The organism is Micrococcus lylae, assembly GCF_900163825.1.
GTDB lineage: Bacteria > Actinomycetota > Actinomycetes > Actinomycetales > Micrococcaceae > Micrococcus > Micrococcus lylae.
In genome coordinates this window covers 16,170-32,564 of record NZ_FUKP01000050.1, presented here as the reverse complement: position 1 = coordinate 32,564, position 16,395 = coordinate 16,170, and the positions used below count along the sequence as shown (strand labels likewise).

Annotated in this window: 13 protein-coding genes, 2 tRNA genes and 1 pseudogene; 6 read left to right on the top strand and 10 right to left on the bottom strand. The window is 70.5% G+C overall.

Annotated features, from left to right (window positions below):
* Positions 1-44 precede the first annotated feature (44 nt).
* The 6 genes from clpX to FM125_RS07445 all read right to left on the bottom strand — a co-directional run bounded on the left by clpX (position 45) and on the right by FM125_RS07445 (position 5,865).
* The gene (gene clpX, locus FM125_RS07470; protein ID WP_087134168.1) at positions 45-1,343 is read right to left on the bottom strand and encodes an ATP-dependent Clp protease ATP-binding subunit ClpX; all 1,299 of its coding nucleotides are present in this window, start codon (positions 1,341-1,343) and stop codon (positions 45-47) included.
* Positions 1,344-1,601: 258 nt separating this feature from the next.
* Positions 1,602-2,267 carry an ATP-dependent Clp protease proteolytic subunit gene (locus FM125_RS07465; protein WP_087134167.1) on the bottom strand — a complete coding sequence of 222 codons (666 nt, stop codon included), beginning with the start codon at positions 2,265-2,267 and terminating at the stop codon, positions 1,602-1,604.
* A gap of 41 nt (positions 2,268-2,308) precedes the next feature.
* A complete protein-coding gene (locus FM125_RS07460; RefSeq protein ID WP_174520639.1) occupies positions 2,309-2,923 on the bottom strand; it encodes an ATP-dependent Clp protease proteolytic subunit in 615 nt (204 codons plus the stop codon).
* 287 nt (positions 2,924-3,210) lie between these two features.
* Positions 3,211-4,650 (bottom strand): trigger factor, encoded by a 1,440-nt coding sequence (gene tig / locus FM125_RS07455; protein ID WP_087134166.1) that lies wholly within the window; start codon positions 4,648-4,650, stop codon positions 3,211-3,213.
* A 48-nt stretch (positions 4,651-4,698) separates the two neighbouring features.
* Positions 4,699-4,773: transfer RNA gene (locus FM125_RS07450), tRNA-Pro, on the bottom strand.
* 165 nt (positions 4,774-4,938) lie between these two features.
* Positions 4,939-5,865 carry an SDR family oxidoreductase gene (locus FM125_RS07445; RefSeq protein WP_087134165.1) on the bottom strand — a complete coding sequence of 309 codons (927 nt, stop codon included), beginning with the start codon at positions 5,863-5,865 and terminating at the stop codon, positions 4,939-4,941.
* A gap of 89 nt (positions 5,866-5,954) precedes the next feature.
* Between FM125_RS07445 and FM125_RS07440 the strand changes: the two genes are divergently transcribed.
* A tRNA-Gly gene (locus FM125_RS07440) sits at positions 5,955-6,028 on the top strand.
* A 104-nt stretch (positions 6,029-6,132) separates the two neighbouring features.
* The gene (locus FM125_RS07435; protein WP_087134164.1) at positions 6,133-6,960 is read left to right on the top strand and encodes a DUF1345 domain-containing protein; all 828 of its coding nucleotides are present in this window, start codon (positions 6,133-6,135) and stop codon (positions 6,958-6,960) included.
* A 60-nt stretch (positions 6,961-7,020) separates the two neighbouring features.
* On the opposite strand, the gene FM125_RS07430 is transcribed toward FM125_RS07435, so the two are convergent.
* Together FM125_RS07430 and FM125_RS07425 are read right to left on the bottom strand one after the other, a co-directional pair.
* A complete protein-coding gene (locus tag FM125_RS07430; RefSeq protein WP_087134163.1) occupies positions 7,021-7,920 on the bottom strand; it encodes an Fpg/Nei family DNA glycosylase in 900 nt (299 codons plus the stop codon).
* Positions 7,921-8,394 carry a ribose-5-phosphate isomerase gene (locus FM125_RS07425; RefSeq protein WP_087134162.1) on the bottom strand — a complete coding sequence of 158 codons (474 nt, stop codon included), beginning with the start codon at positions 8,392-8,394 and terminating at the stop codon, positions 7,921-7,923.
* A gap of 264 nt (positions 8,395-8,658) precedes the next feature.
* On the opposite strand from FM125_RS07425, the gene pepN reads away from it, so the two are divergent.
* The 3 genes and pseudogenes from pepN to FM125_RS12110 all read left to right on the top strand — a co-directional run bounded on the left by pepN (position 8,659) and on the right by FM125_RS12110 (position 12,509).
* Positions 8,659-11,244: an aminopeptidase N gene (gene pepN, locus FM125_RS07420; RefSeq protein ID WP_087134161.1), complete on the top strand. Its 2,586-nt coding sequence runs from the start codon at positions 8,659-8,661 to the stop codon at positions 11,242-11,244.
* Positions 11,245-11,270: 26 nt separating this feature from the next.
* A pseudogene (locus tag FM125_RS12115) lies at positions 11,271-11,789 on the top strand (OsmC family protein); the annotation flags it as partial.
* A gap of 261 nt (positions 11,790-12,050) precedes the next feature.
* Positions 12,051-12,509, top strand: a complete 459-nt coding sequence (locus FM125_RS12110; protein ID WP_219337035.1) for a globin — start codon at positions 12,051-12,053, stop codon at positions 12,507-12,509.
* Between the two features lie 122 nt (positions 12,510-12,631).
* Here the strand turns inward: FM125_RS12110 and FM125_RS07410 are convergent, their stop codons facing one another.
* Positions 12,632-13,375: a DUF8185 domain-containing protein gene (locus tag FM125_RS07410; RefSeq protein WP_245829889.1), complete on the bottom strand. Its 744-nt coding sequence runs from the start codon at positions 13,373-13,375 to the stop codon at positions 12,632-12,634.
* A 99-nt stretch (positions 13,376-13,474) separates the two neighbouring features.
* Here FM125_RS07410 and FM125_RS07405 point away from each other — a divergent pair, with 99 nt between their 5' ends.
* On the top strand, positions 13,475-14,527 hold the full coding sequence (locus FM125_RS07405) for an acyl-CoA thioesterase (protein WP_087134159.1): 1,053 nt from the start codon (positions 13,475-13,477) through the stop codon (positions 14,525-14,527).
* Positions 14,528-14,645: 118 nt separating this feature from the next.
* On the opposite strand, the gene ettA is transcribed toward FM125_RS07405, so the two are convergent.
* On the bottom strand, positions 14,646-16,328 hold the full coding sequence (ettA, locus tag FM125_RS07400; protein WP_087134158.1) for an energy-dependent translational throttle protein EttA: 1,683 nt from the start codon (positions 16,326-16,328) through the stop codon (positions 14,646-14,648).
* Positions 16,329-16,395 lie beyond the last annotated feature (67 nt).

Below are 16,395 nucleotides of genomic sequence, written 5' to 3'. Positions count from 1 at the left end.
TGGGGCCGGCGGACCGGCCCCGGGGCGGGCGTCTTTCGGTCTGGTCAGGCGGACTCGTCCCGGCGGGAACGCTCGACGTCCGCCGTGATCAGCGTGGGCTCGGCGCCGTCGCGGACGACGTCCCCGGTGATCACCACGGCACCGATGTCCGTCCGGGAGGGCAGGTCGAACATGACGGGCTTGAGGACGTCCTCCATGATCGAGCGCAGGCCGCGGGCGCCGGTGCCTCGCGCCACGGCCAGCTCCACCACGGCGTCCAGCGCGTCGTCATCGAACTCGAGGTCCACGCCGTCCATGAGGAACATCTTCTGGTACTGCTTCACCAACGCGTTCTTCGGCTCGGTGAGCACCTTCACGAGCTGGTCGTGGGTGAGGTCCTCCACCGCGGTGATCACAGGCAGGCGGCCGATGAACTCCGGGATGAGGCCGAACTTGAGCAGGTCCTCGGGGCGGACGTCCGCGTAGGAGGTCTCGCCGTCCCCGAGATGGCTGAGCGGCGCACCGAAGCCGATGCCCTTGCGTCCGGCGCGGGAGCCGATGATCTCCTCGAGTCCCGCGAAGGCGCCGGCCACGATGAACAGCACGTTGGTGGTGTCGATCTGCAGGAACTCCTGGCGCGGGTGCTTCCGCCCACCCTGAGGCGGCACGGAGGCCACGGTCCCCTCGAGGATCTTCAGCAGTGCCTGCTGCACGCCCTCGCCGGAGACGTCACGGGTGATCGACGGGTTCTCGGACTTGCGGGAGATCTTGTCGATCTCGTCGATGTAGATGATGCCCTGCTCGGCCTTCTTCACGTCGAAGTCCGCGGCCTGGATGAGCTTGAGGAGGATGTTCTCCACGTCCTCGCCCACGTAGCCGGCCTCGGTGAGGCTGGTCGCGTCCGCCACGGCGAACGGGACGTTCAGCTGGCGGGCCAGGGTCTGGGCCAGGTAGGTCTTGCCTGAGCCGGTGGGGCCCACGATGAGGATGTTGGACTTGCCGACCTCCACGTCCGCGAGGTCCGTCCGCTCCGAGAAGCGGTCCGCGGACTCCGTGCCCTTGGACTGCGGGCTCCGGACCCGCTTGTAGTGGTTGTACACGGCCACGGCGAGGGAGCGCTTGGCGTTCTCCTGGCCGATCACGAAGCGGCCGAGGTGGTCGAAGATCTCCTGCGGAGTCGGCAGGACCATCTCGTCCGACTCGCTGACCTCCCCGAGCTCCTCTTCGATGATCTCGTTGCAGAGCTCGATGCACTCCTCGCAGATGTACACACCGGGCCCCGCGATGAGCTTGCGGACCTGCTTCTGGCTCTTGCCGCAGAACGAGCACTTGAGCAGATCGGCGCTCTCTCCGATGCGTGCCATGGAACGGGACTCCTCCGGGTCTGACTGCAGTGTGCGGGTCCGGGCCCAACGGGTCGGGGCCGGACGTGTGCGGCGCGGACCTCACCGGTCCGGCAACGGAGCCACAGGGCTCCACGCGTACGAACCAGGATACGACCCGGTCCGGACACGACAGCGAATCGCAACGGCCCCGGACCGTGCACCGGCAGCGCACGGCCCGGGGCCGTCGTCGTGGTCTCCCGCACCGAGCGGGACCGGCCGGTCCCGCCCGGACGCCGGTCAGGCGGACGGGCGGGTGATCTTGCGGGAGGACAGCACCTCGTCCACCAGGCCGTACTCGAGCGCGGCCTGCGCGGAGAGGAACTTGTCACGGTCGATGTCCCGGGAGACCTCCTCGGCCGACTTGTCAGTCAGCGAGGCGAGGGTCTCCTCCATCCAGACACGCATGCGGTTGATCTCCTGCGCGTGGATCTCGAGGTCGGTCGCGGTGCCGCGGTCGCCCTGCATGGCCGGCTGGTGGATCATCACGCGGGCGTTCGGCAGCGCGAGGCGCTTGCCCGGCGCACCGGCGGCCAGCAGCACGGCGGCGGCGGAGGCGGCCTGGCCCAGGCACACGGTCTGCACCTCGGGGCGGATGAACTGCATCGTGTCGAAGATGGCGGTCATCGCGGTGAAGGAACCGCCCGGGGAGTTGATGTACAGGGTGATGTCGCGCTCGGAGTCCATGGCCTCGAGCACGATCAGCTGCGCCATCACGTCGTCGGCCGAGGCGTCGTCCACCTGCGAGCCGAGGAAGACGATGCGGTCCTCGAACAGCTTGGCGTAGGGGTCCTGGCGCTTGAAGCCGTACGGGGTGCGCTCCTCGAACTGCGGGAGGATGTAGCGGGCATCCGGAGTGGGCTGGGAGGGCTTCGCGGTCGGGAGCCCGGCGGTGAAGTGGTTCATGACTGTGTCTCCTGGAAGGTCGTGGGTCCGCGGGCGTGGCCTCAGGCCTGCATGCCTCCGCCGCCGGAGACGGCGGTGGAGCGCTCGGCGATGTGGTCGATGAAGCCGTAGTCGAGGGCCTCCTGCGCGGTGAACCACTTGTCACGCGCGTTGTCCTCGAGGATCGTCTCGACCGACTGGCCGGTCTGCTCCGCGGTGAGCTCGGACATGACCTTCTTCATGTGCAGGATCAGCTGCGCCTGGATGCGGATGTCCGACTCGGTGCCGCCGATGCCGCCGGAGGGCTGGTGCATCAGCACGCGGGCGTGCGGGGTCGCGTAGCGCTTGCCCTTGGTGCCCGAGGAGAGCAGGAACTGGCCCATGGAGGCGGCGAGGCCGGTGGCCACGGTGACGACGTCGTTCGGGATGAACTGCATCGTGTCGTAGATGGCCATGCCGGCGGTCACGGAGCCGCCCGGGGAGTTGATGTAGAGGTAGATGTCCTTCTCCGGGTCCTCCGCGGAGAGCAGGAGCATCTGCGAGCAGATGGCGTTCGCGTTGTCGTCGCGCACATCCGAGCCGAGCCAGATGATGCGCTCCTTGAGCAGACGGTTGTAGATGTAGTCCTCGCGCTGCGCCGGGTCCACCGACTGCATCCGGGGGGTGATGTCCGTCATCACGGGTGCCTTCCTGTTGGCCTGCCGGGTGGGGCTCTGCCGACCGCTCCCTCAGGGGCGGACGCAGGCCCGGTATCTGGCTCGAGCCTACTCATCCGTGCCGCGCCCGTGGGGGCACGGCGGACCATTTCGCTGTTGGCGCATGGTGGGCGCCCGGGGCCACCGCGGCGACGCGCCCGCGGTCGCCGGGGCGGACACCGCACGACGACGGCGCCGCACCTCCCGTACGGGTGGTGCGGCGCCGTGCGTCTCGGCCTCGTCCCCTCACGCCGAGGGGACCACGCGGATCAGGCGTCCTTCTCGTCGGCCTTCTTCTTGGCCGAGGCCTTCTTGGCGGCCGGCTTCTTGGCCGGAGCCTTCTTCTCGCCCTCGTCCTCCTTGGCCGGCTTCTCCTCCTCGGCCTTCTCGGCCTCGGCGGCGTCCACGGCCTCCTGGCCGCCCGGGGTCACGAAGGCGGTGAGGTCCACGGCCTTGCCGTCGGTGTCCTCGACCTTCGCGTACTCGAGCACCTTGGCCAGCGCCTTGCGACGGCGGACCTCGCCCATGATCATCGGAACCTGACCGGCCTGGTCCAGCATCATGGCGAACTGGTTCGGGTCCATGCCGTACTCGGAGGCGGTGGCGATGATGTACTCGATCAGCTCGCCCTGGTCGACCGAGACCTCCTCGGCGTCCGCCACCGCGTCGAGGATGACCTCGTTCTTGAACGCCTCACGGGTGTTCTGCTCGAGCTCGGCGCGGTGCTCCTCGGTGTCGTGGTCGTCACCGGCGGTGTGCCCCTGGGAGTTGAAGTGCTGTTCCAGCTGCTCGGCGATCACGGCGTCCGGGACCGGCACCTCGACGAGCTTGACGAGCTCCTCGAGGACCTTGTCACGGGCCTCGACGCCCTGACGGTTCTGCGCGGCCTCGGCGGCCTGCTTCTTCAGGTCCTCCTTGAGCTCGGCCACGGTGTCGAACTCGGAGGCCAGCTGGGCGAACTCGTCGTCGACCTCGGGCAGCTCGCGCTCCTTGACGGCCTTGAGGACCAGCTTCACGGTGGCCTTCTCGCCGTCGTGCTCGCCGCCGTTGAGGGTGGTCTCGAAGGTGGCGTCCTCCTCCGCGGACAAGCCGTCGAGGGCCTCGTCGATGCCCTCGAGCATGGTGCCGGCGCCGACCTGGTAGGACAGGCCCTCGGCGGCGTCGACCTGCTCGCCGTCGACGGTGGCGGTCAGGTCCATGGTGACGAAGTCGTCCTTGGCGGCCGGACGGTCCACGTCCTTCAGAGTGCCGAAGCGGGCGCGAAGCTGGTCCAGCGCCTCCTTCTCGTCCTCCTCGGTGGCAGCGGACGGCTCGACCGTGACCTTCAGGCCCTTGTAGTCCGGCAGCTCGATCTCCGGGCGGACGTCGAACTCGGCGGTGAAGGTCACCGGGTCCTCGCCCTGGGCGCCCGGGGTGCCGGTGACGTCGACCTCGGGACGGGAGATCGGGGTGACCTCGGCCTCCGCGGCGGCCTGCTGGAACCAGGTGTTCAGGCCCTCGTTCACGGCGGTGTCCACGACGACCTCGCGGCCGAAGCGCTGGTCGATCAGACGCGCCGGCACCTTGCCCTTGCGGAAGCCCGGAATCTGGACCTGATCGGCGATGTCCTTGTACGCCTTGTCCAGAGCCGGCTTCACCTCCTCGAAGGGGACCTCGACGGCCAGCTTCACGCGGGTGGGGCTGAGGTTCTCTGCGGTGGTCTTGACCACGGATGGCTCCTGTAGGGGTCGGTGTCTGTACGGAATGTCAGGGAAGAGTCGGGGTGACAGGATTTGAACCTGCGGCCTCACGCTCCCAAAGCGCGCGCTCTAGCCAAGCTGAGCTACACCCCGGATCGCCTGCGGGACGCGGGTGGACCCGGTCCGTCCCGCCAGAGGCATGACGTCCTTGACGCAGCCTGCCGGTCGGCAGACTGAGCCAGACTACCGTGCCGCGCCGTCACAGGGAAAATGTCCGCGATGCACTCCCGGCAGCGGCCCCACGGCGCTCGGGAGCCGTCAGCGGCCGGTGCGGGACGTCTGCTCGTCGGCAGCCCGGTCTGCGGCGACGGGCTCGGCGGCACCGGCGCGGCCGGTGAAGCCGTCCATGGTGGCATTGACGCCGAGCATGTCCACGACGGCGTCGAACGCACGGATCGGCAGCACCCGCAGCGGAGCCAGGGCGTGCGCGGCCGGCGGCAGCAACAGCTGCTGGGCGCTGGACTCGACCGCGTCCAGGACCTTGGTGGCCACATGCTGGGGCTCCAGGATCGGCAGCAGCCACGGCACCGTCGTCTGCGCTCCTGCGAACATGCCGGTGTCGATGTAGAACGGGCACACCACCAGGGACCGGACCGCGCTGCCGGCCTTGCGCAGCTCGGCGCGCAGGGACTCGGCGAAGCCCACGGCGGCGTGCTTGGAGGCGGAGTAGTCGGTCTGGCGCGCCACCCCCACCAGGCCGGCGGCGCTGGCGACGGTGACGACCACGCCGGCGTTGCGCTCCACCATGCCCGGCAGGAACGCGCGGGTGACCCAGTACGGGGCGAGCGCGTTGACCTCGAAGGTGCGGCGGATGCCTGCCTCGGTCGCCTCGGTCAGCGGGGCACCGGTGACCACGCCTGCGTTGTTCACGACGACGTCCACCTCCGGGCTCTGCCTGCTCGCCTGGGCCACGGCGTCGGTGGAGGTGACGTCCACGGCGACGGCGAGCGCCTCGGCTCCGCGCACCCGCACCTCAGCGGCGACGGCCTCCGCGGACTCGGCGGCCACGTCCCAGACGATCACCTGGGCCGCCCCGCGCTCGGCGGCACCGAGGGCCATGAGACGGCCGATGCCCGAGCCTCCGCCGGTGATGAGGACGCGCGCGCCGGCCAGGGGCAGTGCGCCGGGACGGGAGCGACGCTCCTGCCACGGGCGTCGGGGCAGGATACGGTCGAGGATGCTCATGGCGCGCCTCCATCCTGGGCCGCGGTGCCTCGGAGCACCGGCGGCACGTGCTAGTGTGGACGCCGTTCCGCTTGAGAGGGCGGCGCCGTGGGGATGTAGCTCAATGGTAGAGCCCCAGTCTTCCAAACTGGTTACGCGGGTTCGATTCCCGTCATCCCCTCCAGATTCACGCAGGGCCCGGTCTTCGGACCGGGCCCTGTGTTCGTCCGTGGCCAGCCCCCACCCGGGTGTTCCGCTGCGGTGCCCCCTCTGTGCAGGATGGTCACCATGGGGAAGAACGAGCAGACGCGGCGGGGCACGGCGACCGGCTCTGGGATGCGCCCGTGGCGCCGCAAGGTCCTGGAGGACGACACCTGGCGGTCGACCGTGCTGTCCATGACGGCGGCCTTCGTCGCGATCGGCGTCAGCGTGCTGGTTATCGGCACTCCGCTCGGCGACGTGATCGGCATGGACGAGGACCGTCGCTCCTACGGGCTGTCCGCCCTGATGACGCTCGGACTGATGTGGACCCTCTACTCGCTGCTCGATGCGGTGGTCCTGCACCGCTGGCTCGGTCGACGTGACTCCGTCGGCCTGCACGAGCTGCTGCGAACGAACTCCCGGGGACCGGAGGAGTCCGGCGGCAGGGTCCGTTGGCGGGCCTGGCTGCGGGGAGAGGCGAGCACGCTGGGCAACACGGCCACCTTCTCGATGATGGCCATGATCGTGGTCGTCGTCTCGATGTGGATACCTCAGGTGCGCGACATCCCGGCCATGCGGTTCCTCGCCGTGGCCACGGTCCTGTCCTCCTGGACGAGCATCGTCCTGGCCCAGGCGCTGCGCTACGCCCGGCTCGCAGCCCAGCACGATCCTGACCGGCCACGGGCCGCGGGCGAGTCCTGCGCGCCGCCGATCCGCTTCCACGGCTCCGACGCCCCGGTGTTCTCGGACTATGTGTCCCTGTCCCTGACGCTGTCCACGATGATGGGCGCCCAAGACGTCGAGTTCTCCGGCCGCGCCGCCCGCACGACGGTGCGCGAGCACGCAGTCGTCGGATTCCTGTTCAACTCGATGATCATCGCAGCCCTCGCCTCGCTGCTGCTCACCGTCACCTGATCATGCCCGGCGGCAAGGCCCGAGCAGCTCGCGGCCGTCACCGGCTCTGACGCCGCACGGTCACCGCTGGCAGACCGTGCACCGGTAGAGCCGTCGGTTCGCCATGTCCTCGGCGACGATCCGGTCCTCGCCGCAGACCAGGCATGGCTGCCCCTGCCGCTGATACACGTAGTTCGCGTGCTCCGGCCAGGCCTGTTCGGCCGGCACGCCCGGCCTGTGCTCGGCGCGGGTGGTGACGATCCGCCCGAGCCGCACGCCATCGCGCAGCAGCCGGCGGTTGTCCTCGTACAGGCCGCGCAGACCCTCCTCCCCCACGTCCTTCGCCGGCCGCCACGGGTCGATGCCCGCCCGGAACAGGGACTCGGCCCGGTAGATGTTGCCGATGCCGCCAACCATCGCCTGGTCCATGAGGACAGCGCCGATCGGCCGCCGCGTCCTCCCGGCACGCTGCAGGAACGGCGCCGGGTCGTCGTCGTTGAGCGGGTCCGGGCCCAGCTTCGTGGTGACCTCCAGGACCTCCGCGGGCGTGAGCACGCGGCACGTCGACGCCCCGATCAGGTCGGCCCACCCATGGGCGGACACCAGGCGCAGCCGCACGGTGGGCGCAGGCGGAGGCGGGACGGCGGCGGACGGCGAGGGGCCGTCGTCGGGAAGCCTGGAGGAGACCTCCCGCTCCCCGATCCTCCGGGGAGCCCCGATGGAGGAGGCAGCTGCGAAGGTCTCGTCCCCGCCGAAAGAGAAGGCACCGTACAGGCCGAGGTGCACGTTGAGCGTCAGCCCTCCGGAGAAGTCGGCGAAGAAGTGCTTGCCGTGCGCCCAAGCGCGCTCGAGCACCTGCCCGTCCAGGAGGGCGGCGCCGTCCGCGAAGCGGCCCTGCGGCGAGCTCGCGCGCAGAGCCTGCCCGCCGAAGACGTCCTGGACCTGGCGGGCGAGTCGGTGGAGAGAGTGCCCCTCAGGCACTCACATCAGCACCTCTCCGGTGGTCTCGTAGTGGGCGATCTTCCCGATGCGGCGCACGTGGCGCTCGTCCTCGGAGAACGGCTCGACGAGGAAGGCTTCGATCAGAGCGGTCGCCTCCTCGATGGAGTGCTGGCGGCCGCCGACGGCCACGACGTTGGCGTCGTTGTGCTCGCGGGCCAGCTTGGCGGTGTCCAGGTTCCAGGCCAGGGCGGCGCGGATGCCCTCCACCTTGTTCGCGGCGATCTGCTCGCCGTTGCCGGAGCCGCCCAGGACGATGCCCAGGGAGTCCTTGCCCTCGGCGCGCTCGGCGGCGACGGCCTTCGCGGCGTTGATGCAGAAGCCCGGGTAGTCGTCCAGGGCGTCGTACTCCTGCGGACCGTGGTCCACCATCTCGTAGCCGGCGGCGGTCAGGTTCTTCACCAGGTGGGCGGACAGCTCCATCCCGGCGTGGTCGGTGGCGATGTGGACGCGCATGCTCAGGTCCTCCTGAAGGGCGGGTGGCGGACGGGCCGGACCCACGACGACGGCACGCGCCTCCCGCGGGGAGGCGCACCGGGCGTCGTGGCCCGGCTTCCAGGGTAGTCGGGTCCCACGGTCGGCCGTGCGCGGGAGGCGCCGTCCCGGCGTCTCGGCCCCCGCGACGCACAGGTGGCACAATGGCTCCGGATCGTGACCGCGGGCACACCCGCCCCGCGCCTCACCCGTCGCACCATTCACCACCCCTACTGGAGGACACCTGTGTCGACTGCCGCACGCCTGAACATCACCCGCGAGGAGGCCGCCGAGCGCGCCGCCGCCGTGGAGGTGCAGTCCTATGACGTGGCGCTGGACCTGACCCTGCCGGGCGACCGCTTCGGCTCCGTGAGCACCGTCCGCTTCACCGCCGCCGACGACGCCGTCGGCACCCACACCTGGATCGACTTCGTCTCCACCCAGGCCCCGAAGGTCACCCTCAACGGCGAGGAGCTGGACGCCGCCGACTACGACGGCGCCCGCGTGAAGGTCGGCCCCTTGTCCGCCGAGAACGAGCTCGTGGTGGCCGGCGCGGCCGACTACATGACCACCGGCGAGGGCCTGCACCGCTTCATCGACCCGGTGGACGACGAGGTGTACCTCTACACCCAGTTCGAGGTGCCGGACTCCCGCCGCATGTTCGCCGTGTTCGAGCAGCCCGACCTCAAGGCGACCTTCACCTTCACCGTCACCGCCCGCGCCGACTGGGCCGTGGTGTCCAACCAGCCGACCCCGGAGCCGACCGCCGCCGGCACCGACGCGCAGGGCCGAGAGACCGCCACCTGGGCCTTCACCCCCACCCCGCGGATCTCCTCCTACATCACCGCGCTCGTGGCCGGCCCGTACAAGTCCACCCACTCCGAGCTGACCAGCGCCGACGGCCGCACCATCCCGCTCGGCGTGTTCTGCCGCGCCTCCCTGTTCGAGCACCTGGACGCGGACAACATCTTCGAGCTGACCCGCCAGGGCTTCGAGTTCTTCGAGGCTCAGTACGGCCACCCCTACCCGTTCGAGAAGTACGACCAGCTGTTCGTGCCGGAGTTCAACGCCGGTGCCATGGAGAACGCCGGCTGCGTGACCTTCCTGGAGAACTACGTGTTCCGCTCCACCGTGCCCGAGGCCATGGTCGAGCGCCGCGCCATCACCATCCTCCACGAGCTGGCCCACATGTGGTTCGGCGACCTGGTGACCATGAAGTGGTGGAACGACCTGTGGCTGAACGAGTCCTTCGCCGAGTTCATGTCCACCCTGGCCGCCGCCGAGAACACGAAGTACACCGGCGCCTGGACCACCTTCAACTCCATGGAGAAGTCCTGGGCCTACCGCCAGGACCAGCTGTCCTCCACCCACCCGATCAAGGCCCCGATCCGGGACCTGGACGACGTGCTGGTGAACTTCGACGGCATCACCTACGCCAAGGGCGCCTCCGTACTGCGCCAGCTGGTCGCCTGGGTCGGCCAGGAGAACTTCATGGCCGGCGTCCGCGCGTACATCGCCAAGCACGCCTGGACCAACACCGAGCTGCCGGACCTCATGGTCGAGCTGGAGAAGGCCTCCGGCCGCGACCTGTCCGAGTGGACCGCCCAGTGGCTGGAGACCTCCGGGGTGAACACCATCGCCGTCGAGGTGGAGACCGACGGGTCCGGTGCCATCACGTCGCTGGAGTTGGTGCAGACCGCCCCGGACGGCTCTGCTCTGGCCCCGGGCGACCAGGTCCTGCGCCCGCACCGCATGGCCGTCGGCTTCTACGACGTGGACGCCGAGGGCAAGCTCACCCGCGTGGCCCGCCATGAGCTGGACGTCGCCGGGGAGCGCACCAGCGTGGCGGACGCCATCGGCTCCCGGCGTCCGGCCGTGATCCTGCCGAACGACGACGACCTGGCCTACGCCAAGATCCGCCTGGACACCGAATCCTGGGCCGTCGCCGCCACCGGCCTGAAGGACGTGGCCGAGTCCCTGCCGCGCACCCTGCTGTGGTCCTGCGCCTGGGACACCACCCGCGACGGCGAGGCCTCGGGTCGCTGGTTCGCCGACCTGGTGCTGGCGAACATCGGCCACGAGAAGGACTCCTCCGTGGTGCAGACCCTGCTGCGTCAGCTGGCCACCTCGCTGGGCCAGTATGTGCCTGAGGACGAGGCCGCCGAGGCCCGCGCCGCCGCCGCGGACCGTCTCTGGGAGCTGGTGCAGGCCGCCGAAGCCGGCTCGGACAGCCAGCTGCAGTTCGTGAAGGCCCTGGCCCTGCACGCCCGCACCGATGCCCAGCTGGACACCGTGGCCGGCATCCACGACGGCTCTGTGAAGGTGCCGGGCCTGGATCTGTCCACCGACCTGAAGTGGGAGCTGCTCACATCGCTGGTGGCCGGCGGCCGCGCCGGCGAGGCGGAGATCGCCGCCGCCGAGGCCGAGGACCCGACGGCGACCGGCGCGTTGGCCGCCGCCCAGGCCCGCGCCGCCGTCCCGACCGCCGAGGCCAAGGCCGAGGCGTGGAAGCAGGTCGTGGACGGCTCACTGTCCAACACCACCCAGCGCCAGGTGCTGCTGGGCTTCCAGCGCGTCAACGACCCGGCCCTGATCGCCGAGTACGCGGAGAAGTACTTCGAGGGCATCGAGGGCGTGTGGAGCTCCCGCTCGCACGAGATGGCTGAGACCGCCGCGACCCTGGGCTTCCCGTCCTCGCAGGTCTCCCAGCAGACCTGTGACCGCGCCACCACCCTGGTGGATGCGGTCAAGGGGTCCAACGCGGGCCTGGCCCGTGTGGTGGCCGAGTGCCGCGACGACATGGCCCGTGCGCTGAAGGCGCGCCAGGCCTGAGGCGGATGGCCGTCGTCTGAAGGACGATGCGGCCCGGCAGAAGCGATCGTGCCGGGCCGCTGGCCTCTGTGTCCGTGCACCGGCTCTGCTGCCGGTTCACCGCCACTAGGCTGGACGCCATGAAGCACCAGTTCAGCCTCCGTGCAGAGTGGACCGGCAACCAGGGCTCCGGCACGTCCGGGTACAGGGACTACCGACGTGACGTGACGCTGCAGGCCGCCGGCCCGGGCGAGATCTCCGGTTCCTCCGCCCGGGCGTTCCACGGTGACGAGTCCCGGTGGAACCCGGAGCAGCTGCTGCTCGGCGCGCTGGCCCAGTGCCACACGCTGTCCTACCTGCACTACGCCACCGCCGCCGGTGTGGTCGTCACCGGCATGACGGTGGCGGTGGAGGGCACCCTGGAGGTGGATTCCTCCGGTGCAGGCCGGATGACCGCTGCCACGCTGCGCCCCGAGGTGTGGCTGGCGGACGAGGCCCAGCGCGAGCAGGCCGACGGCCTCCACGCCCCGGCCCACCGCGACTGCTTCATCGCCAACTCCCTGAACTTCCCGGTGGAGCTGGCCCCGCAGGCACCGCGGCAGATGCCGCACCTGCCGGAGTTCTCCTCCCGCCTGGGCGCGCCGATCGCCGTCGCCCGTCCGCGTCCGGCGAACCGCCCGTCCCAGGTGACCGGCATGAAGGACCGGCCCACCGAGGTCGAGCCGGTCATGCGGGAGGACCTGCCCACCGGCGCCGAGCAGGTCGCCGCGCGGAACGCGGGCCCCGCCGCGCGCTCCGGGGACACGCCGCAACTGTTCCCGCCGTCGATGCGGCCCGCTGCCGGCGCCCCGACCACCGCCGACCGCGCCGCCACCCCGTCCGCGGCGGCCTCGGCGCCGGCGGCCCCCGGACAGGCCACCAGCTTCTTCGAGGCCGTGGGCGGCCACGAGACCTTCGCACAGCTGACGAAGGTGTTCTATGAGAACGTCCGCCAAGACCCGCTGCTGGCGCCGATGTACCCGCAGGACGACTGGGAGGGCGCCGAGGCGCGCCTGCGCCTGTTCCTCGAGCAGTACTGGGGCGGCCCGCGCACCTACTCGGAGCAGCGCGGCCACCCGCGGCTGCGCATGCGCCACATGCCCTACAAGGTGGACTTCGCGGCCCGAGACGCCTGGCTGCGCCACATGCGCACCGCCGTGGACTCCCTGGACCTGGCCCCGTTGCAGGAGGCCGAGCTCTGGGACTACCTCGAGCGCGCCGCGCACTCCATGGTCAACTCCGCCTGAGCGGCCTGACTCCCCCGCCTGAGCGGCACCGGCCCACCACCGGGGTGGACGGGGCGGGGTCCGTCGTCGGGAAGTGCCGGAAGGCGTCCGGCGAGGCGGCGGTGAGGCTCACGGCCGGCGGGTCAGAGGGCGACCGCGGGCCTGTGGAGGACGAAGCCGCCGGTGGTGTCGATGCGCGTCCACGGCCCCGACTGCAGGACGCGGGCGCGGCCTTCCGGCGGGAGGAAGCCGAGAGCGAAGGCTGCGAAGGCGCATCCGGAAGGGACTACGGCCGGTTCGCCCAGCATCTGGCCCCAGACGGCTGCGCGCAGACGCTGGACCACGGCGTCCCCGGGGTTGGTCGGCAGGGCCTGTCGGATGGCCGTGATGCCGTCCTTGGCCACCATGATGAGGTCCTTGTGGGCGACCTCGGCGACCTGGGTCCAGCCCGCGCGCGGCGGCGTCAGGGCAGTCCACGGCTGGTTCTCCCGGGACGGCGGGACGCTGAAGGTACGGTCCACTCCGCCGGCCGGCCCCGAGTCCTTCATCCGCGCGGTGCGCTCGAGGACCGCGGCCAACGGCACGGTCGCGTCCAGGTCATCGGCGTGCTCGGCGGACGCGACCGGGACGGTGCGCAGGCCGAGGATCGTGGGCACCTCGTCGCCGAGTCCACGCGGTGCCATGACGTTCACCCACTGGGCGAGGACGGCGTCCTTCCCCTCCGCGGCCGGGCCGATCAGCTGCAGGCGCATGCCGGTGTCCGAGACCTTCTTCGCACGTGTGGCGAACTGCTCCAGGTCCGCGACCGCCGCATCCGAAGTGAGGGTCAGGCGGGACGGGTCTGCATGGATCTCGGATCCGGCTCCGGGGCGGCGCTGCTCAGTCATACTGGTCATTGTCGCAGGGCGGCTCCGGCTTCCGGGGCCCGCCACGCGCCGCAGCCGAGCAGTACCGCTGGTACCGTACCGCGCCGAGGAGGAAGACGCATGAGACAAGGACCGGAGCCCGACCACGAGGGCAACCAGGGCTCGCCGGCCCGGCGCCCCCTGCGCCACGGCCTGGTGCGTCCGGACACCGCCCCGGCCGATCCCACCGCCATGCTCCGCGGCCTGCTGGAGCTGGAGGAGGCCGCTGCCCATCCGCTCACCGGCGATGCTCGCTTCACCGGCATCACTCCAGAACAGGCCCATGGTCGCGTGTTCGGCGGCCAGGTGCTCAGCCAGTGCCTCGCCGCCGCCGCGCGGACGGTGGAGCCCGGCCGGGACGCGCATTCGCTGCACGGCTACTTCGTGCGCCCGGGCGACGCCTTGAAGCCCATCACCTTCACCGCGGAGCGGGTCCGCGACGGCCGCTCCTTCTCGGTCCGCCGCGTGCTCGCCAGCCAGGACGAGAAGGCCATCCTCACCCTCACCTGTTCCTTCCAGGCGCCGGCAGACGGCGTCGACCACCAGGCGACCATGCCGGAGGGCGTGCCCGCCCCGGAGGATCTGCCCACCACTGCGGACCTGCTCGGCGACATCCGCCACCCCATCGCCCAGGAGTGGGCCTGGGCCCGGCCCTTCGACATCCGCCACGTGGCCCCGGCCGTCTACGTGAGTCCCGCCGCCGAGCGTACGAACACGAACATGGTCTGGATGCGGACCTTCACCCGGCTGGCCGACGACCCGAACCTGCACCGCGCGGCGCTCGCCTACGCCTCCGACTACACGCTCCTGGAGCCCGTCCTGCGCCAGCACGGCCTGGCCTGGACCCAGCCGAAGATGTCCGTGGCCTCCCTGGACCACTCCATGTGGTTCCATCGTCCGGCCCGCGTCGACGAGTGGCTGCTCTACGTCCAGTCCAGCCCGTCCGCCCAGGGCTCGCGCGGCCTCGGCCAGGGGCACGTCTTCACCCGAGACGGGGAGCTGGTGGCCACGGTCGCGCAGGAGGGCATGCTCCGCCTGCCGCAGGGGTCCGACGCGGTGACCGCCAAGGTCCAGGGGGCGCTGCAGACCCTGGCGATGAAGACGGTGATGCGGCGCCCGCGTCGGAAGGGCTGATCGGCAGCACGAAAAGCCTGATCGGCAGCACGGGTGTCGGCCGGCTCGGCCGGCACCGACCGCAGCCCGCCGTCGAGGAGTGCTCGCACGGCGGGCCGCGGGGCGGGCCCGGACGCGGTCAGTCGCGGGTGAGCTTGCGGTGGGTGACGCGGTGCGGGCGGGCGGCCTCGGGGCCGAGGCGCTCCACCTTGTTCTTCTCGTAGGACTCGAAGTTGCCCTCGTACCAGTACCAGTTGGCCGGGTTCTCCTCGGTGCCCTCGTAGGCCAGCATGTGGGTGGCCACGCGGTCCAGGAACCAGCGGTCGTGGGAGACGACCACGGCGCAGCCCGGGAACTCGAGCAGCGCGTTCTCGAGGGAGGTCAGGGTCTCCACGTCGAGGTCGTTGGTGGGCTCGTCGAGGAGCAGCAGGTTGCCGCCCTCCTTGAGGGTCAGGGCCAGGTTCAGGCGGTTGCGCTCACCGCCGGAGAGCACGCCGGCCTTCTTCTGCTGGTCCGGGCCCTTGAAGCCGAACGCGGACACGTAGGCGCGCGAGGGCATCTCGACGTTGCCGACCTTGATGTAGTCCAGGCCGTCCGAGACGACCTCCCACAGCGACTTCTCCGGGTCGATGTTGGCGCGGGTCTGGTCCACGTACGAGATCTTCACGGACTCGCCGATCTTCAGTTCGCCGCCGTCGAGCGGCTCGAGGCCGACGATGGTCTTGAACAGGGTGGTCTTGCCGACGCCGTTCGGACCGATCACGCCGACGATGCCGTTGCGGGGCAGCGAGAAGGACAGGCCGTCGATGAGCACGCGGTCGTCGAAGCCCTTCTTCAGGTCGGTGGCCTCGATGACGACGTTGCCCAGGCGCGGGCCCGGCGGAATCTGGATCTCCTCGAAGTCCAGCTTGCGGGTCTTCTCGGCCTCGGCGGCCATCTCCTCGTAGCGGGCCAGGCGGGCCTTCGACTTGGCCTGGCGGCCCTTGGTGTTGGAGCGGACCCAGTCCAGCTCCTCGGCGAGGCGCTTGGCGAGCTTCGCGTCCTTCTTGCCCTGGATCTCCAGGCGCTTCTGCTTGGTCTCGAGGTAGGTGGAGTAGTTGCCCTCGTACGGGTAGAGGCGGCCGCGGTCGACCTCGCAGATCCACCCGGCCACGTGGTCCAGGAAGTAGCGGTCGTGGGTCACGGCCACGACGGCGCCCGGGTAGGAGGCCAGGTGCTGCTCCAGCCAGAGCACGGACTCGGCGTCCAGGTGGTTGGTGGGCTCATCGAGCAGCAGGAGGTCCGGCTTCTCCAGCAGCAGCTTGCACAGCGCCACGCGGCGCTTCTCGCCGCCGGAGAGGTGGGTCACCGGGAAGTCGCCCGGCGGGCAGCGCAGCGCGTCCATGGCCTGCTCGAGCTGGGAGTCCAGGTCCCAGGCGTCGGCGGCGTCGATCTCGGTCTGCAGCGAGCCCATCTCCTCCATGAGGGCGTCGAAGTCCGCGTCCGGGTTCGCCATCTCGTCGGAGATCTCGTTGTAGCGCTGGATCTTGCGGTAGATCTCCCCCACGCCCTCCTGGACGTTCTCGAGCACCGTCTTGTCCTCGTCCAGCTCGGGCTCCTGCATGAGGATGCCGACGCTGTAGCCCTCGCTCAGCCGGGCGTCGCCGTTCGAGGGCTCGTCCAGGCCGGCCATGATCTTCAGGATCGTGGACTTGCCCGCGCCGTTGGGACCGACCATGCCGATCTTGGCGCCGGGGAAGAACGACATCGTCACGTCGTCCAGGATCAGCTTGTCGCCCACCTTCTTGCGGGCCTTGACCATGGTGTAGATGAATTCCGCCATGCTCACCAGGCTAGTCGGTGGCCGCCGAAAACCTCGCCTCGACGGCCACCTTCGCCCGAGAGACGAG

What these genes read in the sequence shown, in the direction of transcription:
- clpX (WP_087134168.1), bottom strand. Translation starts at nt 1,343, where the DNA reads ATGGCACGCATCGGAGAGAGCGCCGATCTGCTCAAGTGCTCGTTCTGC.
- FM125_RS07465 (WP_087134167.1), bottom strand. Translation starts at nt 2,267, where the DNA reads ATGAACCACTTCACCGCCGGGCTCCCGACCGCGAAGCCCTCCCAGCCC.
- FM125_RS07460 (WP_174520639.1), bottom strand. Translation starts at nt 2,923, where the DNA reads ATGACGGACATCACCCCCCGGATGCAGTCGGTGGACCCGGCGCAGCGC.
- FM125_RS07445 (WP_087134165.1), bottom strand. Translation starts at nt 5,865, where the DNA reads ATGAGCATCCTCGACCGTATCCTGCCCCGACGCCCGTGGCAGGAGCGT.
- FM125_RS07435 (WP_087134164.1), top strand. Translation starts at nt 6,133, where the DNA reads ATGGGGAAGAACGAGCAGACGCGGCGGGGCACGGCGACCGGCTCTGGG.
- FM125_RS07425 (WP_087134162.1), bottom strand. Translation starts at nt 8,394, where the DNA reads ATGCGCGTCCACATCGCCACCGACCACGCCGGGATGGAGCTGTCCGCC.
- FM125_RS12110 (WP_219337035.1), top strand. Translation starts at nt 12,051, where the DNA reads ATGCGGCCCGCTGCCGGCGCCCCGACCACCGCCGACCGCGCCGCCACC.
- FM125_RS07410 (WP_245829889.1), bottom strand. Translation starts at nt 13,375, where the DNA reads ATGACTGAGCAGCGCCGCCCCGGAGCCGGATCCGAGATCCATGCAGAC.
- FM125_RS07405 (WP_087134159.1), top strand. Translation starts at nt 13,475, where the DNA reads ATGAGACAAGGACCGGAGCCCGACCACGAGGGCAACCAGGGCTCGCCG.
- ettA (WP_087134158.1), bottom strand. Translation starts at nt 16,328, where the DNA reads ATGGCGGAATTCATCTACACCATGGTCAAGGCCCGCAAGAAGGTGGGC.